This is a genomic window from Arthrobacter alkaliphilus (genome assembly GCF_021483235.1).
Lineage (GTDB): Bacteria > Actinomycetota > Actinomycetes > Actinomycetales > Micrococcaceae > Arthrobacter > Arthrobacter alkaliphilus.
The window spans coordinates 394,736-420,815 of the sequence record NZ_JAKEEC010000001.1 but is presented as its reverse complement, the minus strand read 5'-3'; the positions used below and the strand labels follow the sequence as shown (position 1 = coordinate 420,815).

Annotated in this window: 22 protein-coding genes and 1 riboswitch; of the genes, 5 read left to right on the top strand and 17 right to left on the bottom strand. The window is 63.6% G+C overall.

Annotated features, from left to right (window positions below; genetic code table 11):
* Positions 1-200 precede the first annotated feature (200 nt).
* Positions 201-1,688, top strand: a complete 1,488-nt coding sequence (locus L0B83_RS01945) for a chlorohydrolase family protein (RefSeq protein ID WP_234756444.1) — start codon at positions 201-203, stop codon at positions 1,686-1,688.
* Positions 1,689-1,807: 119 nt separating this feature from the next.
* On the opposite strand, the gene L0B83_RS01940 is transcribed toward L0B83_RS01945, so the two are convergent.
* The 7 genes from L0B83_RS01940 to L0B83_RS01910 form a co-directional block, all read right to left on the bottom strand.
* Positions 1,808-4,855 (bottom strand): beta strand repeat-containing protein, encoded by a 3,048-nt coding sequence (locus L0B83_RS01940; RefSeq protein WP_234756441.1) that lies wholly within the window; start codon positions 4,853-4,855, stop codon positions 1,808-1,810.
* 122 nt (positions 4,856-4,977) lie between these two features.
* Entirely contained in the window at positions 4,978-5,976 is a 999-nt protein-coding gene (locus tag L0B83_RS01935; protein WP_234756439.1) for a hypothetical protein, read from the bottom strand.
* Between the two features lie 113 nt (positions 5,977-6,089).
* A complete protein-coding gene (locus L0B83_RS01930) occupies positions 6,090-7,160 on the bottom strand; it encodes a Gfo/Idh/MocA family protein (RefSeq protein ID WP_234756436.1) in 1,071 nt (356 codons plus the stop codon).
* Between the two features lie 102 nt (positions 7,161-7,262).
* On the bottom strand, positions 7,263-8,363 hold the full coding sequence (locus tag L0B83_RS01925; protein ID WP_234756434.1) for a substrate-binding domain-containing protein: 1,101 nt from the start codon (positions 8,361-8,363) through the stop codon (positions 7,263-7,265).
* A 51-nt stretch (positions 8,364-8,414) separates the two neighbouring features.
* Positions 8,415-9,683, bottom strand: a complete 1,269-nt coding sequence (gene mmsB, locus L0B83_RS01920; protein ID WP_234756432.1) for a multiple monosaccharide ABC transporter permease — start codon at positions 9,681-9,683, stop codon at positions 8,415-8,417.
* 44 nt (positions 9,684-9,727) lie between these two features.
* Complete coding sequence (mmsA, locus tag L0B83_RS01915; RefSeq protein WP_234756430.1) at positions 9,728-11,284, bottom strand: multiple monosaccharide ABC transporter ATP-binding protein; 1,557 nt, start codon at positions 11,282-11,284, stop codon at positions 9,728-9,730.
* Positions 11,285-11,421: 137 nt separating this feature from the next.
* Positions 11,422-12,612, bottom strand: coding sequence for an ROK family transcriptional regulator (locus tag L0B83_RS01910; protein WP_234756428.1), 1,191 nt, complete (start codon positions 12,610-12,612; stop codon positions 11,422-11,424).
* A gap of 236 nt (positions 12,613-12,848) precedes the next feature.
* Between L0B83_RS01910 and L0B83_RS01905 the strand changes: the two genes are divergently transcribed.
* Positions 12,849-13,649: a carbon-nitrogen hydrolase family protein gene (locus L0B83_RS01905; RefSeq protein ID WP_234756426.1), complete on the top strand. Its 801-nt coding sequence runs from the start codon at positions 12,849-12,851 to the stop codon at positions 13,647-13,649.
* 172 nt (positions 13,650-13,821) lie between these two features.
* Positions 13,822-14,013: a hypothetical protein gene (locus L0B83_RS01900; protein WP_234756425.1), complete on the top strand. Its 192-nt coding sequence runs from the start codon at positions 13,822-13,824 to the stop codon at positions 14,011-14,013.
* A gap of 30 nt (positions 14,014-14,043) precedes the next feature.
* Here L0B83_RS01900 and L0B83_RS01895 read toward each other — a convergent pair whose 3' ends face one another.
* From L0B83_RS01895 to alr, 7 genes are all read right to left on the bottom strand, one after another.
* Entirely contained in the window at positions 14,044-14,580 is a 537-nt protein-coding gene (locus tag L0B83_RS01895) for a hypothetical protein (protein ID WP_234756424.1), read from the bottom strand.
* Complete coding sequence (locus tag L0B83_RS01890) at positions 14,577-14,894, bottom strand: hypothetical protein (protein ID WP_234756423.1); 318 nt, start codon at positions 14,892-14,894, stop codon at positions 14,577-14,579. The genes L0B83_RS01895 and L0B83_RS01890 overlap by 4 nt, the downstream gene beginning before the upstream one ends.
* A complete protein-coding gene (locus L0B83_RS01885) occupies positions 14,878-16,305 on the bottom strand; it encodes a hypothetical protein (RefSeq protein ID WP_234756422.1) in 1,428 nt (475 codons plus the stop codon). Before L0B83_RS01885 ends, L0B83_RS01890 begins: the two co-directional genes overlap by 17 nt.
* Positions 16,305-17,021: an ATP-binding cassette domain-containing protein gene (locus L0B83_RS01880; RefSeq protein WP_234756421.1), complete on the bottom strand. Its 717-nt coding sequence runs from the start codon at positions 17,019-17,021 to the stop codon at positions 16,305-16,307. Before L0B83_RS01880 ends, L0B83_RS01885 begins: the two co-directional genes overlap by 1 nt.
* Positions 17,022-17,143: 122 nt before the next feature.
* Positions 17,144-17,383, bottom strand: coding sequence for a hypothetical protein (locus L0B83_RS01875; protein WP_234756420.1), 240 nt, complete (start codon positions 17,381-17,383; stop codon positions 17,144-17,146).
* A gap of 259 nt (positions 17,384-17,642) precedes the next feature.
* A complete protein-coding gene (locus L0B83_RS01870) occupies positions 17,643-19,250 on the bottom strand; it encodes a PucR family transcriptional regulator (RefSeq protein WP_234756419.1) in 1,608 nt (535 codons plus the stop codon).
* Positions 19,240-20,460, bottom strand: a complete 1,221-nt coding sequence (gene alr, locus L0B83_RS01865) for an alanine racemase (RefSeq protein WP_234756418.1) — start codon at positions 20,458-20,460, stop codon at positions 19,240-19,242. Before alr ends, L0B83_RS01870 begins: the two co-directional genes overlap by 11 nt.
* Positions 20,461-20,679: 219 nt before the next feature.
* Between alr and L0B83_RS01860 the strand changes: the two genes are divergently transcribed.
* Entirely contained in the window at positions 20,680-22,110 is a 1,431-nt protein-coding gene (locus L0B83_RS01860; RefSeq protein WP_234756606.1) for an amino acid permease, read from the top strand.
* The gene (locus L0B83_RS01855) at positions 22,107-23,822 is read left to right on the top strand and encodes a flavin monoamine oxidase family protein (RefSeq protein ID WP_234756416.1); all 1,716 of its coding nucleotides are present in this window, start codon (positions 22,107-22,109) and stop codon (positions 23,820-23,822) included. The genes L0B83_RS01860 and L0B83_RS01855 overlap by 4 nt, the downstream gene beginning before the upstream one ends.
* Here the strand turns inward: L0B83_RS01855 and L0B83_RS01850 are convergent.
* Genes L0B83_RS01850 through purU form a run of 3 tightly spaced genes read right to left on the bottom strand, consistent with a single transcriptional unit; the run spans position 23,819 to position 25,833 of the window.
* The gene (locus L0B83_RS01850) at positions 23,819-24,355 is read right to left on the bottom strand and encodes a gamma carbonic anhydrase family protein (protein WP_234756414.1); all 537 of its coding nucleotides are present in this window, start codon (positions 24,353-24,355) and stop codon (positions 23,819-23,821) included. The two genes, L0B83_RS01855 and L0B83_RS01850, sit on opposite strands and share 4 nt — an antisense overlap.
* A 29-nt stretch (positions 24,356-24,384) precedes the next feature.
* Positions 24,385-24,972 (bottom strand): class I SAM-dependent methyltransferase, encoded by a 588-nt coding sequence (locus L0B83_RS01845; RefSeq protein ID WP_234756412.1) that lies wholly within the window; start codon positions 24,970-24,972, stop codon positions 24,385-24,387.
* Positions 24,973-24,993: 21 nt separating this feature from the next.
* Positions 24,994-25,833: a formyltetrahydrofolate deformylase gene (gene purU / locus L0B83_RS01840; RefSeq protein ID WP_268820523.1), complete on the bottom strand. Its 840-nt coding sequence runs from the start codon at positions 25,831-25,833 to the stop codon at positions 24,994-24,996.
* A 57-nt stretch (positions 25,834-25,890) separates the two neighbouring features.
* Positions 25,891-25,975: riboswitch (ZMP/ZTP riboswitch) on the top strand.
* The last annotated feature ends 105 nt before the right edge of the window (positions 25,976-26,080 follow it).

Genomic DNA, 26,080 nt, shown 5'->3' with positions numbered 1-26,080 from the left:
GCACCCTTCATGTGCTGCATGTGGCGAGGGATAAGTAACCCGCCCTTTGGTATACCAAAGATGGTAAGGTGGATCACATTGCAATGCAAGGCAAATCACAAATGCGGCTCAAGGGTGCGTAAGATCCGGCTTTATTGCGTTCGGTCGGTTCGGGTCAGGCTGTGGCCACTGTCTTTTGGAATACCAAATTGGAGGAAAACATGATCATCCAGCTTTCTGCCCGGTACGTCCTCGGCTATGACGGGACCGGGCACGTCATGCACACGGATGGGCACGTCGTGATGCGGGATGACCAGATCATCTACGTGGGGACCGATTACAGCGGTCCCGTCGACGAACGACGGGACTTTGGGCAGAGCTTGATCGCGCCTGGCCTTATCGATCTTGACGCTTTGACGGACATCGATCACATGATCTTCGACTCCTGGCCCTCCGAGGAGATCGCTCCGGGCTTGCAGTGGTCCAAAGACTACTTCCACAACCGTCGCCACGATGTCTTCACCGCGGCACAACGCCAGAGCGTAAGAAGGTTTGCGCTGGCGCAGCTGGCCTTGCACGGCGTGACCACCTACATGCCAATTGCCTCGGAGATCCACAGCTCCTGGGCGGAAAGCTTCGAAGAGCTCAAAGGAATGGCGCAGGCCAGCATCGAGCTCGGGCTGCGCGGCTTTCTGGGCCCGGCGTACCGCTCAGGAGTCAACGTCACCGACGACGACGGCGGGCGGGTGATCCTCTTCGACGAGGAGGAGGGGCGCAAGGGATTCGCCGATGCGGCACGGTTCCTCGATTACGCCGACGAGCTGGGACACCCGTTGCTTACCGGTGTCTTGTTGCCGTGCAGGATCGAGACGCTCTCGGACGAACTGATGCGCAGGACTGCCGATCTCGCCAGGGAACGCAACGCGCTGGTCCGCCTGCATTGCCTCCAGCAGCCCAATGAGGACGGTTTCCTCCTCAAGTTCACCGGTCGCACCGTCTTGGAGCAGCTTGCGGATTCCGGACTGCTCGAGACGCGGCTCCTCATCCCGCACGGGGTTGTCATCGACGGCACGGACCCATCCTCCAGCGCGGAAGGCGGGGCGCTGGACCTGCTGGCCCGGAACGACGTCAGCATCGTCCACTGTCCGCTGACTTCGTTCCACTACTCGGGGATGCTGAAGTCCTTCGACGCCTTCGCAGCCGCAGGGGTCAACATGTGCCTGGGCACCGATTCGTTCCCGCCGGACCTCATCAAAGGCATCGACGTCGGCACGCACCTGGCCCGCATCGCGGAGGGCCGGCGGGATGCCGGCACCGTCTCCGCGTTCTTTAACGCCGCCACCCTGGGAGGGGCTAAGGCGTTGGGCCGTGACGACCTGGGACGGCTGTGCCCGGGAGCGCAAGCGGACATCATGGTGGCATCACTGGGTGACTTCCGTGACGGGGTGGTGGAAGATCCATTGCGCACGCTCATCCTCAACGGTTCCGCACGGAATGTCACCGACACGTACGTTGCGGGCCGATCCGTAGTTGTTGACGGCTCGCTCCCAGGCATCGATCTGGAGGGACTGCGAGCTCAGGGGCAGCGGCTTTTTGGGAAGATGGTTGAAGCCTACGGAGAACGCGACTATCGCCGGCGCGTTTCCTCCGAGTTGTTTCCCCCGGTCTATTTACCGGCAGACGTTCTGGTTCATGACGTTACGGCGTAACGCGCCGCAGTCTCCAGGACTCCGCAGGCTTCACGCGTGAGCTCCTCCGCGGGGCGTTTGCCCTGCGGAGGAGCTGCGTGCGGGCTACTTCCCATTGGGTGGGGAAGCGCTTTCGTTGCCTACGCGCGTGTGGTTGCCCGGATCTTCCGGCTGCCAACAAGCACGATCAGTCCAAGCAGCAGGAGAGCTGCCGCGAACACCAGCCACAGGACATCGAAGCCGGTGCTTGCGAGAACGGCAGTTCCAGCCCCGACAGCACCCGCTGCCGCAGCCGTGAGAGAGCCCGCATTAGCCTGTGCTGCAGTTCCGGATGCAAGGGCCGCCGGCGCCACAACCGAAGGAACTGCCGAGGCCGAATCGCCGAAGCCCTGGGCACTGACCGGCTGGTTTACGGCCGGCTGGTTTACGACGGGCAGCGTGACTGTCGTCGGGTTCGTGGAAGGCAGACCCAGGCCCACCGATGCAATGCCGATCGGCAGCGGCAGGTGCACGGTTCCGATGGATCCCGTACCTGGGAGGATGCCGTTACCTAGGGTGCCGAGCAGGCTAACCGGAGTGTTACCGACGGTGACAGGTGCAGCTACCGGTCCGGTGAGTCCCGCACCCGTGAGGATGCCGGTAACTGGGTTGCCGAGCAGGCTCACGGGAGTGTTACCGACGGTGACGGGTGCAGCTACCGGTCCGGTGAGTCCCGCACCGGTGAGGATGCCGGTACCTGTCGGCACGGTGCCGGGCAGGGTCAGCGAGGTGTCACCGACCGTGACGGGTGCCGTGACGGGTGCAGCTACCGGTCCGGTGAGTCCCGCACCGGTGAGGATGCCGGTACCTGTCGGCACGGTGCCGGGCAGGTTCAGCGAGGTGTCACCGACCGTGACGGGTGCCGTGACGGGGGTGGTGGCTCCCGTGCCGGTGATGGTGGCTGCCGGCGTGGTGCCGAGCAGGTTCACCGTGGTGTCACCGACCGTCACGGGTGCCGCTACCGGTGCTGCCACCGGTCCGGTGAGTCCCGTACCTGTGAGGATGCCGGTACCTGACGGCACGGTGCCGGGCAGGTTGACCGAGGTGTCACCGACCGTGTCGGGTGCCGTGACGGGGCTGGTGGCTCCCGTGCCGGTGAGGGTGGCTGCCGGCGTGGTGCCGCGCAGGTTCACCGTGGTGTCACCGACCGTCACGGGTGCCGCGACCGGTGCTGCGACCGGTCCGGTGAGTCCCGGACCTGTGAGGATGCCGGTACCAGTCGGCGCGGTGCCGGGCAGGTTCACGGAGGTGTCACCGACCGTGACAGGTGCCGTAACGGGGGTGGTGGCTCCGGTGCCGGTGATGGTGGCTGCCGGGGTGGTGCCGAGCAGGTTCACCGTGGTGTCACCGACGGTGACGGGTGCCGTGACGGGTGCAGCTACCGGTCCGGTGAGTCCCGTACCTGTGAGGATGCCGGTCCCCGTCGGCGTGGTGCCGGGCAGGTTGACCGTGGTGTCACCGACGGTGACGGGTGCCGGGACGGGTGCCGTGACGGGTGCAGCTAACGGTCCGGAGAGTCCCGTACCTGTGAGGATGCCGGGCCCCGTCGGCGTGGTGCCGCGCAGGTTGACCGTGGTGTCACCGACGGTGACGGGTGCCGGGACGGGTGCCGTGACGGGTGCAGCGACCGGTCCGGTGAGTCCCGAACCGGTGAGGATGCCGGTACCCGTCGGCGCGGTGCCGGGCAGGTTGACCGAGGTGTCACCGACCGTGACAGGTGCCGTGACGGCGGTGGTGGCTCCGGTGCCGGTGATGGTGGCTGCCGGGGTGGTGCCGAGCAGGTTCACCGTGGTGTCACCGCCCGTCACGGGTGCCGTGACGGGTGCCGTGACGGGTGCTGCTACCGGTCCGGTGAGTCCCGCACCGGTGAGGATGCCGGTACCGGTCGGCACGGTGCCGGGCAGGTTGACCGAGGTGTCACCGACCGTGACAGGTGCCGTGACGGCGGTGGTGGCTCCGGTGCCGGTGCCGGTGGCTGCCGGGGTGGTGCCGAGCAGGTTCACCGTGGTGTCACCGACCGTCACGGGTGCCGTGACGGGTGCCGTGACGGGTGCTGCTACCGGTCCGGTGAGTCCCGCACCGGTGAGGATGCCGGTACCTGTCGGCACGGTGCCGGGCAGGATGACCGAGGTGTCACCGACGGTGACGGGTGCCGTGACGGGGGTGGTGGCTCCGGGGGCTGCCGGGGTGGTGCCGAGCAGGTTCACCGTGGTGTCACCGCCCGTCACGGGTGCCGTGACGGGTGCCGTGACGGGTGCTGCTACCGGTCCGGTGAGTCCCGCACCGGTGAGGATGCCGGTACCGGTCGGCACGGTGCCGGGCAGGTTGACCGAGGTGTCACCGACGGTGACGGGTGCCGTGACGGGGGTGGTGGCTCCGGTGGCTGCCGGGGTGGTGCCGAGCAGGTTCACCGTGGTGTCACCGACGGTGACGGGTGCCGTGACGGGGGGGGTGGCTCCGGTGGCTGCCGGGGTGGTGCCGAGCAGGGTCACCGTGGTGTCACCGACGGTGACGGGTGCCGTGACGGGGGGGGTGGCTCCGGTGGCTGCCGGGGTGGTGCCGAGCAGGGTCACCGTGGTGTCACCGACGGTGACGGGTGCCGTGACGGGGGGGGTGGCTCCGGTGGCTGCCGGGGTGGTGCCGAGCAGGGTCACCGTGGTGTCACCGACGGTGACGGGTGCCGCTACCGGTGCGGTGACCGGAGCGGTGGCTCCGGTGCCGGTGGTGGTGGCTGCCGGGGTGGTGGTGAGCACGTTCACCGTGGTGTCACCGACGGTGACGGGTGCCGCTACCGGTGCGGTGACGGGAGCGGTGGCTCCGGTGCCGGTGGTGGTGGCTGCCGGGGTGGTGGTGAGCACGTTCACCGTGGTGTCACCGACGGTGACGGGTGCCGCTACCGGGGCAGTGACGGGAGCCGTAGCTGGGGCCGGAGCCGGGGCGATGGTCGTGGCGCCCGGGTTTGAAAGGACAGATACCGACGTCGACCCGACAGAAACCGGGGCCGAAACCGGTGCAACCACTTGAGTGCCTGGGGAATTAACCAGCGCAGTTGCAGTGGTGTCTGCCGCATTCGCGGCAGTCGCGCCGAGGGCGATCAACCCACCGGCAAAGAGGGTGCCAAGCAGCCCCTTGCGAATCATGCTGTGCATTGTGTTTTTCTCCTGAATGAGTAGTTCCCAAAGGCGTCCGCAGGACACTGCGTGTACGCCTGGATTGGCCATCTGCCACGGTCCGGAATTGGTTTCCTCCGGGGGAGCGGCGGGGCTGCGAACTAATCAGGAGATGAACCCGGGTCAAACGACACCGGGGCCGGAACTCTGCCGGCTGCAGCTGGGGACAGGAGGGTCCCAGCCAACGGGTAAATCAGGTTCGTGCCCTCGAGCCAGGCAGCAGCAGAACCCGCAGCATTGCTCGAAAGGACTGCGGATCCGCTGATGGCGTGGCTGCCGCCAGGTGCACCGGGCGGGAACGTCCCTCCGGACAGCGGCCCTGAAGGATCGTTGGAACCGCTGGTCCAAACGGGTGCCTTCGAAGGTGTCCCGTTCGGGAGCGTCAGGTCACTGAGACCGGCGAGGCCGGGCAGCGGCGCGACGACATCCGTGGCCGGCACCGAGGCGACTCCGTCGGCGGACTCCGCAACAGCGGGTTCCGCGCCAAGGAGCTCGCCTGTTCCCGCGGCATCGGGGACGTGCAGGGAAGGAAGGGTTACATCAGGTACAGCAACCGGAAGGCTGCCAACCAACGAGCCAACGCCTGACCCGACGCCGTCAACCGCTCGCGTTACGGGCGGTACAACGGTTGACGTCACGGCACCGACCGTGCCATCAGGGACGACTGCATTGACGATCGGTGTGCTGGCCAAAACTTGGTCAGCGCCCGCCGTCAGCTGCGGAATTTCGTTTGCTACTGCAGACGGCACCTGTGCCGCAGGCAGCTGAACCTCGGGTAGCTGAGGGACCGGGACGGACGCAACAGCGGGGACCGGAACGGACGCGACAGCGGGCGCCGGAATGGAAACCGCAGCGGGTGCCGGAACGGCCACCACAGTCGCAATCGCGTTGTTGACGGTGCCGGAAATCCCCTTGGATGCGCTGTGCGCGACGTTTGATACCGCAGGGCCCGTTCCGCCTAGAAGGCCAGGGTTGTTGTTCCCGGAATCGGCGTTGGCTGCTGTGGACGAGAGGGCGATCCATACGACGGCCCCGGCGCCGGCGAGCATGACGGAGCGGAGAACACGAAGAATGGGCGACTTTCGTTGCTCAGCTTCCATCTCGACACCCCCCAGCGCCAGCGCGATCCACGATCCCTTCCATGTTAGGCCTCGCTAGTTAACTAGTCCAGAGGTTGGAGGAAAGGATTCGCCTTTCAGTTCAGGCGCCCGCCTCAGCGGGCGTCATTGGGGTATCGGATTCCGAGCTGGGCGCGGACACCGTCGAACAGCCGCATCGTATTCAGCGAATCATCCAGGGGCATCACGGGACTTTCGGTCAGCCCTTGCTGGATACAGCGGGTAACCTCGCGCAGCTCGTAGGTGTAGCCGATCCCGACTGCGTCAAAGCGCTCGGTCCGGGGTTCATCCCAGCCGGTTCGAACCAGCAGCTCGCGGGGATTATTGATGGACCCTTGCGTCTGGAGGAAGCCTTTGGAGCCGGCAGCGGATGCTGAGCGCGGCCCGTGTGCCAGCAACGACGACGTCAGCTGGGCGATAGCACCGCCGTCGTAAGCCAGCGTGAGCGCATTTTGGGAGTCGACGCCGTCCTCGGTCAAGGTGCCGATTGCGCTGACCGACTGCGGGAAACCGAGGGTGCCCAGGGGCCACAGCAAGGTATACACCGTGAGGTCCAAAAGGGCTCCGCCGCCGTCGGCCGGTGCCCAGATGCGCGCCGAGGGATCATAAGGCGCAGGGAATCCAAGGTCGGCGCTGACCCATTTGATGTCTCCCAGTTCGCCGGATGCGGCGATCGCGAATGCCCTCTGCATGCTCGGCAGGAACCGACTCCACACGGCTTCCATAAGGAACAATTTCCGTTCCCGGGCCAATGCGACGAGTTCTGCGGCTTCACGGCCGTTGATGGTCAAAGCTTTCTCGCACAGGACGTGCTTCCCTGCATTGAGGGCGTCCCGGACGATCTCGAAGTGCTGGGCATGCGGGGTGGCCACGTAGACCACGTCGACGGCGTCATCGGCGAGCAGCCGCTGGTAGCCGGGTACATCGCCGTCGCGCCCGTAGGACTTCGCGACCCCGTGCGCGGCGGCAAAGGCATCCGCGGATTCCTGGCGCCGCGAACTCACCGCGTAGAGGTTTGCGTCCTCGAGTTGGGCGAGTTCGCCACTCACGGTCTTGGCAATTCCGCCCGTGGCGACAATGCCCCAGTTCAGGGCCTTGCCGGTGGCGGCGCGGGGATCCTGGTTCGGCTGGCTGAACAACCACGGTTTGGCGATATGCAGACTCATGCGCCCCATCCTCTCATTGCGCCTGCCCTGTTTGTACGACGACGGCGGCCACCCCCTTGAGTGGGGATGGCCGCCGTCGCTGTGGTGCTTGAAGCGATATTGCTACTTGGTGAGCGGGCCGAGTACCGGATCGTCCACGTAAGCCGTCTTCACGTTGTCCTTGGTGACGATGACCGGCGGAAGCAGGTAGGCCGGAACGGTCTTGACGCCGTTGTTGTAGGACTTGGTGTCGTTGATCTCCAGCTGCTTGCCGGACTGCAGGTCCTGGACCATCTTGATCGCGTGCTCAACCAGCTTGCGCGTGTCCTTGTTGATGGTGGAGTACTGCTCACCGGCAAGAATGGACTTGACCGACTCAACTTCGGAGTCCTGGCCGGTCACGACCGGAAGCGGCTTGCCTGCTGCCTTGACCGAGGTCAGGATGGCGCGTGCCAGGGTGTCGTTCGGGGACAGCACACCGTCCAGGGCCGCGCTGGTGTAAGTACCTGCGAGCAGGGTGTCCATGCGCTTCTGGGCGTTCTCTGCCTTCCAGCCCTGGGTAACGGCCTGTTCGAAGGACTTTTGGCCGGATACCACCTTGAGGGTTCCGTCGTCGATCTTCGGCTTCAGGATGCTCATGGCGCCGTCGAAGAAGACCTTCGCGTTGGCGTCATCCGGGGAGCCAGCAAACAACTCGATGTTGTACGGGCCGCTCGGCTTCTTGGCCTTGAGTCCGTCCAGCAGGGCCTGGCCCTGCAGCACACCGACCTTGAAGTTGTCGTACGCCACGTAGTAGTCCACGTTGGAGGTGTTCAACAGCAAGCGGTCGTAGGCGATGACCGTGGCGCCTGCGTCCTTGGCCTGCTTGAGCTGGGTTCCGAGCTGCGCGCCGTCGATCGCGCCGACGATGATGACCTTATCGCCCTTCGTGACCATGGCGCTGATCTGGTTCTGCTGCTCCGAAACGCCGCCGTTGGCGAACTGCACGTCCGGCTTGAAGCCTGCGCTGTTGAGTCCGTCGTTGAAAAGCTTCTCCGCCAAGACCCAGTTCTCACTGGTCTTCTGGGGGAGCGCGACGCCGATCGAGGAACCCTTGGGGAATGCCTCGCCGCCGCTCGATGCACCACCGGAGCTGCCGCTGTCCGTACGTCCGCAGGCCGTCAGCGCCAGTGCCGCGATCGCAGCTACTGCTGCTGCCTTTCCTGCTTTACCAAACATTCGCATATCTTGGTTCGCTTTCTTTGTTGTGGATGGAACAAGCCGTCTTGAAGCCGGTCAGGCTTCCTTCGAGATGACTTCCTTGGTTGAGGTTGTCTCGTCCGGGGCAGCCTCGCTGGTCCGGCCGAAGTTCTTCATCATCATTCCGATGATCGATTTCTTGCCCTGCGTCTTGTTGTAGACGTCGAAGGCAACTGCTGCCAGCAGCACCAGGCCCTTGATGATCTGGGTGAGGTCGGCGCCGACGCCGAGGAGCTGCAGGCCGTTGTTGAGGACAGCCATGACCAGGCCACCGACGATCGAGCCGATCACCGTGCCCACGCCGCCGGTGACCGCAGCGCCACCGATGAATACTGCCGCGATCGCGTCCAGTTCCCAGCCGACGCCGTCGAACGGGCCCGAGGCGGTCGAGCGGCCCACGAAGATCATGCCGGCGAGACCGGCGAGGACGGACATGTTCATCATGACCATGAAGTTGACCTTCTTGGACTGCACTCCGGACAGTTCGGCCGCGTGGCGGTTGCCACCCACGGCGTAGATGTGGCGGCCGATGACCGTCTTGGCGGAGATGAAACCGTAGATCAGGACCAGGACGGCCAGGATGAGGCCCGGGATGGGGAACGAGGTTCCGGGGCGGCCCGTGGCGAAGAGGTACGTCGCGTAAAGGATCGCGGCGTTGATCAGCACGAGCTTGGTGACCATCACCCACGCTTCGGGGACGTCCGCGCCCAAGGCCTGGGCGGTCCGGCGGCCGCGCAGTTCGCTGAAGATCACGTACGCGACGGCGAGGAGGCCCAGGAGGAGCGTCAGGTTGTTGTATCCGGTCTTCGGCCCGATCTCGGGCAGGTACCCGGAGCCGAGGTACTGGAAGTCTTCAGGGACGGGAACCGTGTTGGACTTGCCGACGAACTGGTTGAACCCGCGGAACAGCAGCATGCCGGCCAGGGTCACGATGAACGCTGGTATGCCGACGTATGCCGTCCAGAATCCTTGCCAGGCACCGATGAGCACGCCGAGCAGGAGACCGAACAAGACAGCTGCGTACCAGGGCAGGTGCCAGTCCCTGATGGCCAGGGCCACGGAGATTCCGACGAAGGCCGCGACCGAACCGACGGAAAGGTCGATGTGGCCGGCGATGATGACCAAGACCATGCCAATGGCCAGGATCAGGATGTAGGAGTTGCCGTTGAAGAGGTTGATGACGTTGCCCGGGGTGAGCGTGCGGCCCGAGGTGAAGATCTGGAAGAAGATGACGAGTGCAACCAGTGCGAAGATCATGCCGAATTGGCGGGTGTTGCCGCCAAATAGCTTCTTGAGCGCGTTCATTGTTTTGGGTCCTTGTGTCCGTGTGGTTCTGGAGGCGACCGGGGTCAGGCGGCTTTGCGGTTGGAAGTCATGAGTTTCATGAGGCTCTCCTGGCTGGCTTCATCCTTGTTCAGCACACCCGTGATGGAGCCTTCGAAGATGGTGTAGATACGGTCAGAGAGGCCCAGCAGTTCGGGGAGTTCGGAAGAAATCACAATCACGCCCTTCCCTTGGTTGGCCAGCTGCTGGATGATGCCGTAGATCTCGTACTTGGCGCCGACGTCGATTCCTCGGGTGGGTTCGTCCAGGATGAGGAGGTCCGGATCAGTGAACATCCACTTGGCGAGCACAACCTTCTGCTGGTTGCCGCCGGAGAGCTTCGATACGCCCTCCTCCACGGACGGGGTCTTGGTGCGCAGCGACTTCCGGTACTGCTCGGCCACCGTGAATTCCTTGTTGGTGTCCACCACGATTCCCCGGCTGATCTTCTTCAGGTTGGCCGCCACCGTGGTTGTTTTGATGTCGTCCAAGAGGTTCAGCCCGAGGCTCTTGCGGTCCTCGGTGACGTAGCCGAGGCCGGCGTCGATCGCTTGGCGGACATTGCGCATGGTGATCGGCTTGCCGTCCTTGTACACCTGGCCCGAAATGAAGCGGCCGTAGGAGTGGCCGAATACTGAGCGGGCGAGCTCGGTGCGCCCGGCGCCCATGAGGCCGGCGAAGCCCACAATCTCGCCTCGGCGGACGTGGAAGTTGGAACCCTTGCAGACCAGGCGGTCCTGGATCTGGGGGTGCCCGACCGTCCAGTCCTTGACCTCGAAGAAGACTTCGCCGATCTTCGGAGTATGGTCCGGGAACCGGGACTCGAGCGTCCGGCCGACCATGCCCTTGATGATCCGGTCCTCGTCGACGCCGTCTTCCTTCACATTGAGGGTCTCGATCGACTTGCCGTCGCGGATGATGGTGATCTCGTCCGCGATCTGCTCGATTTCGTTGAGCTTGTGGGAAATCATGATGGACGTGATACCGCGGCCCTTCAGGCCCAGGATCAGGTCCAGCAGGTGCTGGGAGTCGGATTCGTTGAGCGCCGCGGTGGGCTCGTCGAGGATGAGCAGTTTGACGGACTTGTTCAGGGCCTTGGCGATTTCCACCAATTGCTGCTTGCCGACGCCGATTTCCTTGATGGGGGTGTCCGGGTCCTCGCGCAGGCCAACGCGGGCGAGGAGCTCGATGGAGCGCTTGCGTGCTTCGGCCCAGTCGATGACGCCGCGGCGGACCGGTTCGTTTCCGAGGAAAATGTTCTCCGTGATGGACAGCTCCGGGATCAGCGCGAGTTCCTGGTGGATGATCACGATTCCTGCGTGCTCGCTGGCCCGGATGTCCTTGAACTGCTGGACTTCGGACTGGTAGACGATCTCACCCTCGTAGCTGCCGTACGGGTACACCCCGGAGAGCACCTTCATCAGGGTGGACTTTCCTGCACCGTTTTCGCCGCAAATCGCGTGGATCTCGCCCACCTTGACCCGGAGGTTGACGTTCGAGAGCGCCTTCACGCCGGGGAATTCCTTGGTGATGGACCGCATCTCGAGGAGTACTGGATCCTGGTGCGTTGTGGGGATCGACATTCCCTTGCGCCTCCAATGTTGACGTCGTTGTCGGCCCGCGGATAGCGAGCCTTTCTGATGTGAAAGTAAACTGGATCACACCGGTTGTCGTCAAGACTTGAACGCAAGACGGCGGTAACGGCGTGATAACGAAATGGTCAGGACTGTTTGATTCCGGCGTGCTGGAAGACCAAAGCGGCCGCCCCGAGGGCCTCCGCCCGGGCGCCGAGCGAAGACATCGCCAAGTGTGTGGTCTCACCGATTACGGGAACTGCATGGCGGACCAGGCCGCGCCGGATCGGGTCCAGGAGGATGTCGCCGAGGGCTGCCAAGGGGCCGCCCACCACGATGACTTCGGGGTTTATGAGATTCGACACATTGCCCAGTGCGCGCCCCACCGCGAGTCCCGCGTCATCCACTACCCGGAGGGTCGCTGGATCCCTCGCGAGGGCATTGCGAACAATGTCCTCCGGTTCGAGGTGGATGCCCGATCCCTTGCCGAGCAGCTCGATCATCGTGGTGGTGGACGCCATGGTTTCCAGGCAGCCCCGGTTTCCGCAGCGGCAGATCGCGCCGTACTCGTGGATGGTCGCATGGCCGATTTCTCCTGTGATTCCGACCGCCCCGTAGTAGGGCGCGCCGTTGATGATCAGGCCCGCCCCGATGCCGGAACCAATCTTGAGGAACATGAGGTTGCTGATCCCGCTGTGGGGCCCCCAGGTGACTTCTGAGAGCGCACCCAGATTGGCGTCGTTATCAACGAATACGGGGAGATCGAGGGCTTCCTCCAGCCGTTCGAGAATCTGGATACCCACCCATTCAGGCAGGATGGCCCCCTGTGCCACGGTGCCGGTGCGGCGGTCGATCGGACCTGCTATGCCGGCGCCGGCGCCCACCACCGCGCTTCGGTCAACCCCGCTCTCGAGCAGGAGTTTGTCGAGGAGTGCGACGGCGGCGCTGATGCCCTGTTCGGCATGGTGGCCGAGGGGTAGGGTGACCGTTTCCTCGACGATGATGTGATAGCCCAGCGAAGCCAGGACGACCCGCAGGTGGCGCCGGCCGAAATCGATCCCGACGGCCACCGCGCCGTTGCTGTTGAGCCTGACGTTCAGTGCCCGGCGACCGGAGCTTGTGATCGGCTCCGTGGAGACGAGCCCGGCGTCCTGCATGATCTTGACGATGTTGGACACCGTGGCCGTGGAAAGACCGGTCTGCCTGGCGAGCTCGGCCTGGGTGGAGGGGCCGCTGAGCAGGCATTCGATGAGCCGCTGCTGGTTCAGGTGGCGCAGCGCTGATTGCGAGCCTGGGTTCTTGCGGTGGCTCGTCGTCGAGCTGGATGTTGCGGGCATGACATGAAGCGTGCCTCAAATCACAGTTGCAGTCAAGAAGTTAACGCATGGGGCGGAACTTGCATCGGCTTCATGAACTGTGAGCCATCTTGTACGAACCGTCCCCGGCGAGTTGCCCATAGGTCCTTTTGTCCCGGGGCGACTGGGCTGATGCTGGCTAGGCTGGAATCACGAGTTGTCCCGGGCATGTTCGCGATGAAACAGCCGCCGGGATGCAAGGTGCTATCGAGGTGGTAATGATGCTGCTGTCCGTTCTGCAGGCTAACGCTGTTGTCCTGGACATCGACGCCAATCTGAAGTCGGTCGATGAAGCGGCGCAACGCGCTGCAGCGGCCGGGGCTGCATTGCTGCTGACGCCTGAGCTTTTCACGGTGGGGTACGCGCCGCTGAGGCTCCACGCGGAGCTGGACCCCGCATCGCTTCCAAGTATCCGGGAACGTCTTGCGGATATCGCCCGCTCGCATGCCATCGGACTCGTATACAGCCTTCCCGCCGTGAGTGACGATGGCGGGTTGCTTATCACCGCCACGTTGCTGGATCCGCAGGGCGCAGTGCTGCTCGAATATGCGAAGGTGCATCTCTTTGGCGCGGACGAGCGCAAGGCCTTTTCCGCCGCCCAGGAACCTCCCGCCGTCGTCGACTTCAACGGGATCCAAACGTCGTTGCTGATTTGCTACGACGTCGAGTTTCCTGAGAGCGTCCGGGCCGTGGCCACGCGCGGCGCTGAACTGCTGTTGGTTCCCACTGCCCTGTCTGCCGGCTTCGATGCCGTACCCCAGGTCCTGATCCGCGCCAGGGCCCTGGAGAGCCAGCTGAACGTGGCCTACGCGAACCACAGCGGCGCCGAGGAAGGTTGCGACTTCCTCGGTGGAAGCGTGGTGGCCGGTCCTGACGGTTCGTTGCTTGCAGCCGCCGGCGACGGCGCGGAATTGCTTTTCGCCGAGATCTCCACCGAAAGCGTCAAGGCAGCCCGGGAAGGGGTGCCCTACCTGCGCGAACGCCGCCCGGAGCTGTACCGGGAGTGGGAGAACTCCTAGCGGGAGACCTCAGTGCCGCATGACTGCTGCGGGCGCGACTTGACGGGTTTGGTGACGGCGTTGTTTCAGCTTTCATCGCGGATCCATAACAAAAGTGATAGATCTGTCTCGATTGCCTCCACCACGCGTAGCGTTGGTAACAACTCGGACCAGAACGGATAGCAACATGAACATGCCGCTCAAAAAGGAACGACGCATTTTGTTCAGCGTGTGGGTTGTCGCCGTTGTCGCGGGCGTAGTTGGAGGTCCCTTTCTTGCTGCTGCGACGGGCCAGCCGGTCTGGGTATTCCTCGGCCTGCTTGCCTTGGCCGTCCTGCTCGGCTTCTGGCATCGCAGTTTTCGACGACGCTCGCAGCGGCCCTGACTCGCTAAGGCCCGTGGGGCGAACGTGTGTTCAGCTGGTGGTGCCGGGAGCGAGTAAGCCAACCGGCCGGGACCACTTGCGGATTCCGAGAATGAGACTCTGTCCGTCGCCAAAGAATGGCAGAAGAAAGACTGCATGCAGCAGGAACCAGTACTGCAGGAATGAACCAGGTGCCAGCAGGGCAATTACGACCCCGACCAAGCATGACGCGCAGGGACCCAGAATTGCCACTAGCGCGATCTGCCATCCGTAGAGACGCCCGACGGGAATCACGGAGAAGCGGAGAACTCCGGCCGATACCACGATGTCTGAAACCCCGCGAAACAGCCTCATGCCCGCAACATGGAACCACTCATGCACCAGAAAGCCGCACAGGAGGAAAAGTGCATGCACAATGAGCCATAGGGCCGTCTGGAAAAGGACCCGATCAGTCGTCATGGCGGCCAAGAAGATACACGCTGTGAAGCTGAGGGCCACGGCGGCAAAAGGCCACCGGCATGACCATATGAGTTGCTTGGCTATCAGGCCGGCAGTGACGTCCGGGAGGGTGATCTTGCGGATGGTCACCCTTTGTCTGCTTGCAGGAGTCGTTTTTTGTGGAGCTTTAGTCGTTCCAGGACTGATGCAACGGCAACATAGAAGACCAGTGATATTGAGAAGACCACGGCGATGGGCGCGCCGTTCGAAACTCCGATTTCCAACGCGGTCGCCCCGTCTGCCTGTTCGTGAGGTTCGAAGAAGAGAGCGCCGAACAGGCCGAATTTCCTGACTCCCATTTCTGATGCCGAGAACATCGTGGTGATGAAACTCGTGACAACAACGATCATGGTGACAACAAAAGATACTGTCAGCCCGGCGATGAATCTAAGCAACCACTTCATTGCGCGCAATCCTCTCCATTCTACGCATACCAAGGATGCTGTAAAAGACGACCAGTAAGTTGAGGGCGGTGAAAATCGCCGTGTTGGTAATTGGCTCGAAATTAAAGACGTTCAATCCAAGTGCGAAAATCATGACAAGTATCAGGGTGAGTAGGACTCCGATGATGACGGTAAATGGGTTTCCCTTTTCGGGAGGGAAGGCGATGCCGACCAGTGTTGAAATGAGAATGTTGCTCACGCAGAATCCGAGTACTGGCAGACACGCTTCTAAGGGAACGCCCTGCGCCAGGGAGAGCCCGACGACTGGAACGCCCACAACCACGAGGAGGACGCCTTGCGAGCCCACGAGTCGTAAGTAGTTCGCAACGGTGCGGCCCGGATAGGTGGCGATGCGTCGGAGCGGTTCCGAGTTTGAAAATGCATAGACGCCCTGAAATGTTATGAGAGCAAGGGCGTAGGGTGGCAACACCAGATTCTCGAACCAGGCGAAGACCGAATAGATGAGAATGAAAGAGAATGCCACCATCGTTTCGAAACTTCGAAACAAGATCAGAATGTAAACGCCGAACTTGCGCCCTGCCAACCATTGAGGCAGGATGGCGAAGAATCGGCGCATAGGAACGTAGTTCCTGGGCGCGATGGCCACTATTGCTGGAACTAATGCTGCCGATGTCGCAAGAAGCACTAAAATGGAAAACCAGAGCCCGACGTCTTCCAGCAGCTTCGCGTACAGCAGCACCGGTGCATTGTATTCACGCCCGGATACGTAGCTTTCGGCGATCTGGCTACTCTGCTCGTTGGTCTGAGGAAAGGCCGCGGCCAGCCCGATTGCCAGGACCATCGGGACTACCAGACCGCGAAGGCGTGCAATCCTGAGTGCCTGTAGAGCACGTTCAAGGAGATAGTAGCCGAGGCTCAGAAGCAGGTACGTTGAAATAGCGGGGAACCAGATGGACGCCAGAACCTTCGGAATGTAATCAGTGCCCTCGATCAACACGGTGGAAATCGAGAACGCTCCGAAGATAAAGACGGTCACAAGGAGGACGAGGGACGACTCAAAGAGCGCAAATCCCATCGTCCTTTCCTTGTTGGTCACTGGCAGATTGAAGGAAAGCTTCAGAAGCTCATCTGCCTTCATGAACAGCACCCGGATCAGTGTGTACGCAATAAGTACCCAGAATCCGACCGACGCGTTGGCAACTTGAAGAACAGGCTCCAACAGTCCGGTCCCACCGAGATACTGGCGGATGACCACATAGCTCAACACGTTGAAACCTGCGAACGCGGCAACGAGTAGGAGTGCGGCCGACAACCGAGCGGCCGGACTGGCCAACAATCCCCGGCCCACAACGCGTCTCACAATGAAGAGCCAGAACAATCGGAACAGCAGAACCACGCTCTTCGGGCGCATTATGACGGCTCCATTGCCCGGATGAATTCGTTGGCGAGGTCAGCTATCGTGCCGTGATCTCGGATAATTGTCCGGACCGGAGCCTGAAACACCAGGGCCCCTTGGATGAGAAGTGACAGCTCGTCAGCCACGTGTTCCAGCATCGTGAAGTCGTGACTGCACAGCAGAACGGACCGTCCGTCTGTGGCGAGGGTTCGGATGTCGCGCTCGAAGAGGTTGATGGCGTCGATGTCGATGCCGTTGAGGGTCTCGTCGATTACGGTAAACCTTCGCCGGAGCATGAATGCGGCGATGAGTTGCAACTTCTTCCTCATGCCGTGTGAGTAGTCTTCGATCAAGTCGCGCTGCCTGTCCCGCATGGAGTACCTGGCGAATTGCGTCCTCAATTCCTCCTGATCCAAGGGTTCTCCATAGAGCCCGTGCATAAAACGCACGTATTCCGCCCCTGTGAGGAACTCAGGGAGATAGTCATTGCTCGACAAGTAGATTGAAGACATCTTGGCGTTGCGGCTCTGACTGCTGTCCGACCCGATGGAGATGCGGCCGCTTTGAAGTTGGAGCAGGTCCAGGATGACCTTTATCAGGGTGGACTTTCCAGACCCATTGGGACCAATGAGGCCCATGATTTGATTCTCGGCGATCGTGAACGAGACATCATGAAGCACTTGGGTTCTGGAGTTATAGGCGTAGTTGACGTTGGCAACAGTGACAGTCATGAGGCGTGATTCCGATGCTCTGGTCGTGGTGGCACGGTTCAGTGCCACCACGACGGCTTAGCTTGCTGTGAATTACCTGCACTCAANCCCCCCCCCCCCACGACGGCTTAGCTTGCTGTGAATTACCTGCACTCAACCCACATTGAGACACCCCGTAGGTTCCAGCTCCAGTTGCCGGTAAAACGGCCTCGTCCCTGCGTCAAGCACCAGACGGCCATTGCTGCAAGCAGCGCAAAGGCAAGCACCATCAGGACGGCGAGAAGCACCAGAAACCAGCCGTCGTAGCGAACAATCATTTCGTCGATCTTGGTTCGTGCCGTTGCCACGGTGCTGCTTGCAGTCAATGCGGTCGTAGTGAGCATTTCGTTCCTCCACTTCGATTTGTGCTACCGGCGGCTGCCCGTAGCCGGCAGTCGAATGCTAGGCCCCGAAATCCGCGTCTCAGTGCTCAATCGGCGAAATTAAGTGGTGAAACCGGGCAAAATACGTGCAAAATCGACGTTTCTCAGTGTGCCAACGGCGCCTTCTCCGTGTTGTACACGGAGACACAGCCACGGCCTGGTGGACGGGATCTTAGCGGTACGGCGACGCACACCAGCTTCCAACCCGAGCGGCGTGCGACTAAGCGTCCCCTCCGCCCACCAAACCGTCCGTGTACTGCAGCGCGATCCAGAGTTCCGCCCGGACCTGGGCCTGGTTCAGGTCAGTGTCGAGCAATTCGGCCAGGACGCCGATTTGCCGGCGCACGCTGTTGCGGTGCAACCCCAGCACCTTTGCAGAGGCGTCCCAGCTGCCGTTTTCGCTCAGCCATCCCCGGAGGACTGCCAAAAGGGGATCCCGCTTGTCGGCTTCCAAGGAAAGCACCGGTTCGAGAAGCCTCGCGGCCAGCATGGAACCAGCCTCGCGTCCTAGGAGGCCGGTGACGGACCAGGTCACCTCGTCGACGCGGGCACTCCGGCCGCTGGATTGGACGCGGGAACGGAGGGAAGTCGCACGCTGGTGGGCCGCGGCGAGGCCTGTCAGTTCGGTGGGATCCCCGATGACGAGCCGCCAGCCCAGCTTTTCGACGTCCGCGAGGAGCGCATCGTCCACCTTCAAACGAGTGATCGCAGCGAATCCGTAATCGGTGATTTCCACCAGCTTGGTATCGAAAAGGCGCCGCCACTGCAAGAGCTCCCGCACGGGGCTGTCGCCGGCGGGCCATTCGGGGGAATCCACCTTGATGCCTTGGACCACGCGCAGGGGAGCGGACCGGGTGGAGGAAAGGCTCTGGGCGAGGAGGTCCTTGAGCCCGTTGACGTGCCGGGTCCCGCCGCTGGTGAGGCTTTCCGGGTGCAGCAACAACGCCGTCGCCAATTGGCTTGGCGCGAGCGAGCCGCTGGTCCGTTGGCGGACGAGCAGCTCCAGCAAACCCACAACCGACTGCACCACGCCGTTCTGGGCGGGAGTGAGCGCGGCGTCCGAGCCCAGGATCAAGGCGCCCAGGTTGGCGTCTTTCGTGCTGCGCAGCGGATGGCCGAAGACCATCGCCGATCCGGGCTGATCAAAGCCGTCCACCTCAACCCGCGGTCCGCTGCCCGAAAGGAGCCGTTCCAGCATGGGTTCCAGCAATGAATGCTCGACGCCGGTGCTGCCTCCCGCCGCGTGGGCGCGCGCCCGTACCCGCCCGTCCGCTCCGACGAGAAGCGCCCAGACGGGAACTTTTTGGACCAAAGCCGCGAGCAGCTCGTGTTCGGGCCGGGGGGAGAGGACAGCCCGCATGAGTTGCCGGTTGGTGTCCGCAAGCTGCCGGAAGACCTTCGCGTTATCCGATTCCAGAAGTTGGGAGAACTCAAGTCCGATCGCGGCGAACGGGATGGACTCCGGGATTTCAATCAACGTGAGCTGGTGCCTGCGGCAGGCCTTGAGAAGCTCGGCCGGGACGGCGTCGAAATACGGCCTGATCCCGAACCCCAGCGCCGCCACCTTCGCCCCCACCAAACGCTTCACGTAAGCGTCCACCTTCTCCGGGGACCCGCCGTCCGCCAGGAACGGGAGCCCGGCGGTGAGCAGGAACTCTCCGTCCGGGAGGTACGGGGTGGGATCGTCCAATTCGCTGGGTTCAACCCAGCGCAGCAGCTCCCCGCCGCTGCCGCCGTCGTGGAGTATCTCCAGCTCGGGCGGCAGCTGCTTCAGGAACTGCTCAAGCGTGACGAAGCTCAGGCGGCCGGCGCCAGGGTCAGGCGACATCGCTCGTCGCCTCCTGGTAATCCGGGCATTCGTAGGCACCGGACGCGTACACGCGGGGCAGTCTTGGTGCGATCCGGTTGATGATCTCATCACCATGGCTTCCGATGGCACCGCCCCAATCGTCGGCGCTTGCAGCACCGCCCGCCGGATCGCCGAACAGGACCGCCGTGTCGCCGACTTCGATTCCGGAAGCACCCGGGCCGAGGTCCACCATGAACTGGTCCATGCATACCTTGCCGATCACGGGGACTTTCCGTCCGGCGATCTGGACCAGGCTCCGGCCGCTGATGCCCTTCGGGATGCCGTCGGCGTAGCCGAGGGGAATGAGTCCGAGGTAGCGCGGCTCGTGGGTGATGGCCTGGTGCTCGTAGCTGACGCCGGTTCCCGCTGGCACCTTCTTGACCATGACGAGCGGCGCGGTGACGCTCAAGGCCGGGCGCAGTCCGAAGTCGGCGGGATCGAGGTGGTCCGCGGGGGCCAAGCCGTAGATCGCCAGGCCGGCGCGGACCATGTCGAAGTGGAATTCGGGCCGCTCCAGGATGTTGGCCGAGCTCGACACGTGCCGCAGCTGCGGGTCCAGCCCGGCCGCCCGGGCTTCGCGGACGGCGTCTTCGAACTCCGCCACGGCTGCGGCGTTGCCGGGATGGGCGGGAACGTCGGCCCAAGCCAGGTGGGTCCAGATGCCGCGGACCAGGACCGTGCCGTCCTGCTCCGACTTGCGTGCCTGGGCCACCAGATCGGGCCAGTCTTCCTTCCGCGCGCCGCCGCGGCTGAGGCCGCTGTCGAGCTCCAAGTGCACGACGGCGGGGCGCCCCAGCTGCCTCGCGATCCCTGCCAGGACCTCAAGTTGGCCAACGCTTCCGAGGGAAACGTCGACGTCGTACTCGAGTGCCTCCCGGATGGTCGCGCTGGTCTGGGATGCTAGATAAAGCCACGACAGGACCGGCACGGTGATGCCCGCCCTGCGCAAGGCGATGGCCTCGCTAAGCTGGGCCGTTCCCAGCCAGTCCGCCCCTGCCGCCAAGGCCGTGCGGGCAATCTCGACGAGCCCGTGGCCATAGCCGTTCCCCTTGACCACGGCCATGAAGTGCGGCGCGGCGGTGCGCTTTTTCAAAGCTTTGATGTTGTCTGAAATCGCAGACAGATCAACGCTGACCTGTCCGGAAAGCGCCGCTTCCGGCGCGTATTCTGATTGTGCAATACGTCTCATGGTTGATCACTATAGGTTATTTTGCACCTCCATGAGAGCTGGCTCACAGGCTTACGGTGGACACGGGAAATCGCAAACTACTCTGAAGGGACGTCAACGGTGACTGTGCCTACCGCCACCCAGACCAAGCCAACGCACTCCACGAATACGGGTTCCGGCAACGCAGCCCGCCGTCCGGGCCTCGGGGCGCAACTCCTGCGCCGCAAGCCGATCGGGCAAATGGTCAGCGAAGCCGGAAGCAGCCACGGCGGAACGCCGCTCGTCCGCAGCTTCGGCGTTCTCCAGCTGACCATGATCAGCGTCGGTGCCACTCTGGGCACCGGCATCCTGGTGATCCTGGGCGAGTCCGTGCCCCTGGCAGGACCCGCGGTCTGGATCTCCTTCGTGGTAGCCGGACTCGCGGCTTTGCTGTCTGCTGTGTCCTACGCCGAAATGGCGGGCCTGGTGCCCGTAGCCGGCTCGAGCTACTCGTACTCCTACGCCACGATGGGCGAGGGAATGGCTTGGATCTGCGGTTGGTGCCTTGTCCTCGAATACGCGGTATCCGTTGCTGCCGTGGCCGTCGGCGCGGGCCAGTACGTGAATGAAACCCTCGCAGCGTTCGGGCAGGTCCTGCCGGACGCCATGTCCCAGCCGCCGGGCAGCGGCGGGGTGGTCAATATCCCGGCAATGGTGATCGTGGTCCTCGCCATGATCCTGCTGGTGCGCGGCGCGAAGGAAAGCGCCTGGATCAACACCGCTATTGTCGCCGTCAAGGTGGTCATCCTGCTCTTCTTCTGCGCTGTTGCCTTCACCGCTTTCAACGCCGGGAACTTCGAACCCCTGATGCCGATGGGCGCTGCAGGTGTCTCGGCTGCCGCATCCAGGGTCTTCTTCTCCTACATCGGATTCGACGCCGCATCGACCGCCGGCGAGGAAGCGCGCAACCCCAAGCGCGACCTGCCCCGGGCCATCCTGCTCTCCATGGTGATCGTGACCAGCCTCTACGTCCTGGTGGCCGTCGCCGCGATCGGTGCCCGCCCCTGGGAATGGTTCGGCGGCACTGAAGCTGCCCTGGTGCAGATCCTTGAGGAAACCACCCACCAGCCGTGGATCGCCCTCGTGTTCTCGGTGGGAGCCGTGCTCGCCATCGCCAGCATCGTCCTGACCGTGCTCTACGGCCAGACCCGCATCCTGCTCTCCATGTCCCGCGACGGGCTCGTCCCGCAGGTCTTCGGCCGCGTCTCCCGCCGGACCGGCACCCCCGTGGCCGGAACGTTGATCGTGGGCACCGCCGTCGCACTCACCGCTGGACTTGTCCCGCTCGGCGCGCTCGCAGACGCCACCAGCATCGGCACCCTCTTCGCGTTCGCGCTGGTCAACGTCGCCGTCATCTACCTGCGGCGCAACCGCCCGGAACTCAAGCGCAGCTTCCGCGTCCCGCTCTACCCGATCACCCCCATCCTGGGCACCCTGATGTGCGCCTACCTCATGGCTAACCTCGGCGCCGACACGTGGGTGGTGTTCGGTGGCTGGATGCTCGTGGGCATCGCCCTCTACTTCGGCTATGGACGCCGGAACTCCAAGGTGGCGGCCCTGAGTGAACAGGAATACCGTGAACTATCCGCAAGGGTCCCGGACCCGGAAACTGTGAAGGCAGAACTTTCATGACCATCGCCACCGAATTGCCCGCGGAGCAGTCCCCGGAACCGGGCACCCGCAAAGCAACGCCGGCCGAGGCTCCCATCACCATGCTGAACCCGGACTTCCCGTTCAGCTACGACCACTATTTGGCGCATCCCGATGGCTTGGCCGTCGTTCCGCCGGAACTCTACGGGACCGAAGTCGCCGTGATCGGTGCCGGCCTCTCCGGACTCGTCACCGCCTACGAACTCATGAAACTCGGGCTGCGGCCCGTGGTCTACGAGGCCGACCAGATCGGCGGGCGGCTCCGCACCGCGAGCTTCCCCTCCGCCCCCGGAGTGGTTGCCGACCTGGGCGGCATGCGGTTCCCGGTATCAGGCAAGGCGTTCTACCACTACGTGGATCTCTTGGGACTGGACACCCAGGACTTCCCCAACCCGCTCGCGCCCGCAACATCGAGCACCGTGATTGAGCTGGCAGGAAAGAAGCACTACGCCGCCACCTCGGCAGACCTGCCGGACTTCTTCCACGAGGTTGCCGCCGCGTGGAAAGCCGCCGTCAATGACGGCGCCGCATTCCAGGAGATGCAGGACGCCATCCGTGCCCGGGACACCGCCCGGATCAAGGAACTGTGGAACGAGCTTCTCCCGCTCATGGACGAACAGACGTTCTACGGCTTCATCGCCGCGAGCAACGCCTTCAAAGAGGCCGGCTTCGCGCACCGGGAAGCCTTCGGGCAAGTAGGTTTCGGCACCGGCGGCTGGGACACCGACTTCCCCAATTCCATCCTCGAAATCCTGCGCGTCGTCTACACCGATGCCGATGACCAGCACCGGCTCATCAGCGGGGGAGCGCAGCGTCTCCCCGAGGCACTCTGGCACCACGCGCCGTCGGGCATTACGCATTGGCCCGAGGGCACGTCCCTGGCTTCGTTGCACTCCGGCTCTCCCCGCGGGGCCGTGGACCGCATTCAACGCGGCAGCAACGGAGACCTCATGGTGCGCGAGCGGTGGGGCCGGGAAACCGGCTACCCGGCCGTTGTGACCACGTGCCAGTCGTGGCTGTTGTCCACGCGCATCCACACCGAGGAATCGCTCTTCCCCGCCGAATTGTGGACTGCGATCGAACGCTCGCACTACATGCAGTCGTCCAAGACCTTCGTCATGGTGGACCGTCCGTTCTGGAAAGACATCGACCCCGAAACCGGCCGCGAAGTCCTGTCCATGACGCTGACCGACCGGCTCAACCGGGCCACCTACCTGCTCGACGACGGCCCGGACAAGCCCGCCGTCATCCTGCTTTCCTACACCTGGAACGACGACGCCTTGAAGTGGCTCTCGCTCACCGCCGAAGAACGCGTCAAGCTCATGCTGCACTCGCTTGAGCAGATCTATCCGGGCGTGGACATCGCGAGCCACATTGTGGGGCAGCCCATTACCGTTTCCTGGGAGGCCGACCCCAACTTCATGGGCGCCTTCAAGGCCAACCTGCCTGGCCACTACCGCTATCAGCAGCGCCTGTTCACGCACTTCAAGCAGGACAAGCTGCCGGACAGCCAGCGCGGCATCTTCCTGGCCGGCGACGACGTCTCCTTCACCGCGGGATGGGCGGAAGGCGCCGTCACCACAGGGCTGAACGCCGTCTGGGGCGTGGTGAACCACCTCGGCGGCTCCCCGGTTCCGGGCAACCCGGGGCCCGGCGAGCTGTTGGACGAGCTCGGACCGATCAGCCTGGACTAGGACCGAGGGCTTGCCGTGGCGTGCATTTCCCTGTGCGCCTCGGCAAGTTCCTTGTAGTGCGCCGCGTTGCGCTTCACGCCGTCGAGCTCTTCCTCGCTCAGTTCGCGCCGCACCTTGGCGGGAACACCGGCGACCAAGGAGCGCGGCGGGACGATTGTTCCCTCAAGCACGACGGCGCCAGCCGCCACGAGTGAACCCGTACCGATGACGGCGCCGTTCAGGATGGTGGCGCTCATGCCGATGAGGCAGTCGTCCTCCACCGTGCAGCCGTGCACGACGGCGCTGTGTCCGACGCTGACCCGTTCGCCGACGGTGCACGGAAATCCGGGGTCGGCGTGCAGGACCACGTTGTCCTGCAGGTTCGAGCCGGCGCCGACGCTGATGGCCGCGGTGTCCGCCCGGACGGACACGCCGTAGAACGCGCTGGAGCCCTCGCCGAGCGTGGCCTTGCCGATGATGGAGGCCGTGGGTGCCACGAACGCTGAGTCATGGATGACCGGGGTGTCCCCGGCAAAGGTGTAGATGGGAGCCATGGGGCAAGCTTAGGGCCCGCACCGCCTCCTCAAGGAGTCCGCAGGACCAGGAACTGGTAATGCTGGGCCGAGTTCCCGGCTCCCGGTCCGGATTCCACCCCTGCGCCCTCGGGCCACGTCCGGAAATGCTCCACCGTGCCATGGTCGCCGAAGAGACGCCGCACGGTTTCGTCGCTGCGCCGGCTGAGGAAGCGCCGGGGCTCGTCCAGGTCCTCGGGGTTGAGGACTTCTTCATCGTCACCTGACCAGAGCCCGACGGCGATCGGCGCACCAGGTGCGGTGACCCGCACGAGTTCGCTCACGACGTCGTGGATTACCGCATTGGGGACATGCAGGAGGGTACTCATAGTCCACACGGCCGGGAATGTGCCATCCGCGAAAGGCAGGGACCGGCCGCTGGCCACGCTGGCGTCCAGTCCCTTGGCCCGCGCGAGGTGGATACTCTCCTCGGAAAGGTCCACGCCCGTGTAATGCAGGCCCGCCCTGACGAACTCCCGGCCTTCGACACCGGTGCCGCAGCCCAGTTCGAACAACGAATGGCGGTGCTCCTCCTTGAGGAGGCGGATGAACCAATCGCGGCACTCGAGCCGATGCGGCGTCATGGCAATGCCCTCCATGGACCCAGCCTAGAACGGAGCCTAGTTGAACACCACGGTCCGGGTGCCGTCGAGCAGGACGCGGTGCTCGGCATGCCACTGGACGGCCTGGGCCAGGGTGCGGCCCTCGACATCGCGGCCCATCTGCACGAATTGCTCGGCCGTGCGCGCGTGGTCCACCCGGATGACTTCCTGCTCGATGATCGGACCCTCGTCGAGGTCCGCCGTGACGTAATGCGCAGTGGCACCGATGATCTTCACGCCCCGGGCATGCGCCTGGTGGTAGGGCTTGGCGCCCTTGAAGGACGGCAGGAAGGAGTGGTGGATGTTGATGGCCTTGCCGTTGAGTTCGGTGCACAGCTCGTTGGAAAGGACCTGCATGTAACGCGCCAGGACGGTCAATTCGATGCCGTGCTCGTGGATGAGCGCGAGCAGCTTGGCCTCTGCTTCGGGCTTGGTGTCCGGGGTGACCGGGATGTGGTGGAAGGGGATTCCGTAGAACTCCGCCAGCCCTTCGAGGTCCCGGTGGTTGGATACGATGGCCGGCACCTCGATGGGCAGGGTTCCGGAGCGTTGCTGGAAGAGCAGATCGTTGAGGCAGTGCGCGTCCTTTGAACCCAGGATCAGGGTGCGGACCTTCTGGCCCACCGGGTTGATCTGCCACGTCATGCCGAAAGCCTCAGCGACGGGCGCCAGTGCGGCGCTCAACTCAGCCTGGGTCGAAGGCGTCGTAGCTTCCACCCGCATGAAGAAGTTTCCGGTGCTGGGGCTGCCGTATTGCTGGGAATCAGCGATGTTGCACCCGGCCTCCAATAAAGCCCCGGCAACCGCGTGGACAATTCCGGGCCGGTCCGGGCAGGACAGCGTTACAACAAAAGACATAGGCAGGGCGGAGTCAGTCACACATACAAGCCTACCGTTGCCCACCTGTTGTACTGTTTAAGTCGTCGCGACTGGCGTTGGGTGGTGCACCACCAGGGAGCGGCATTTTGAAGACCACGGATCGTACGCCTGGGCCGAGGGTCGCGTTTTACTGTCGCTGGACCCTGCCCCGTAATCAAAGGCATGTAAAAAACCCAGCCGGTAGCCTGACCTGTAGAAATACCCGTTGCCTAGCCAGGAGATCTTC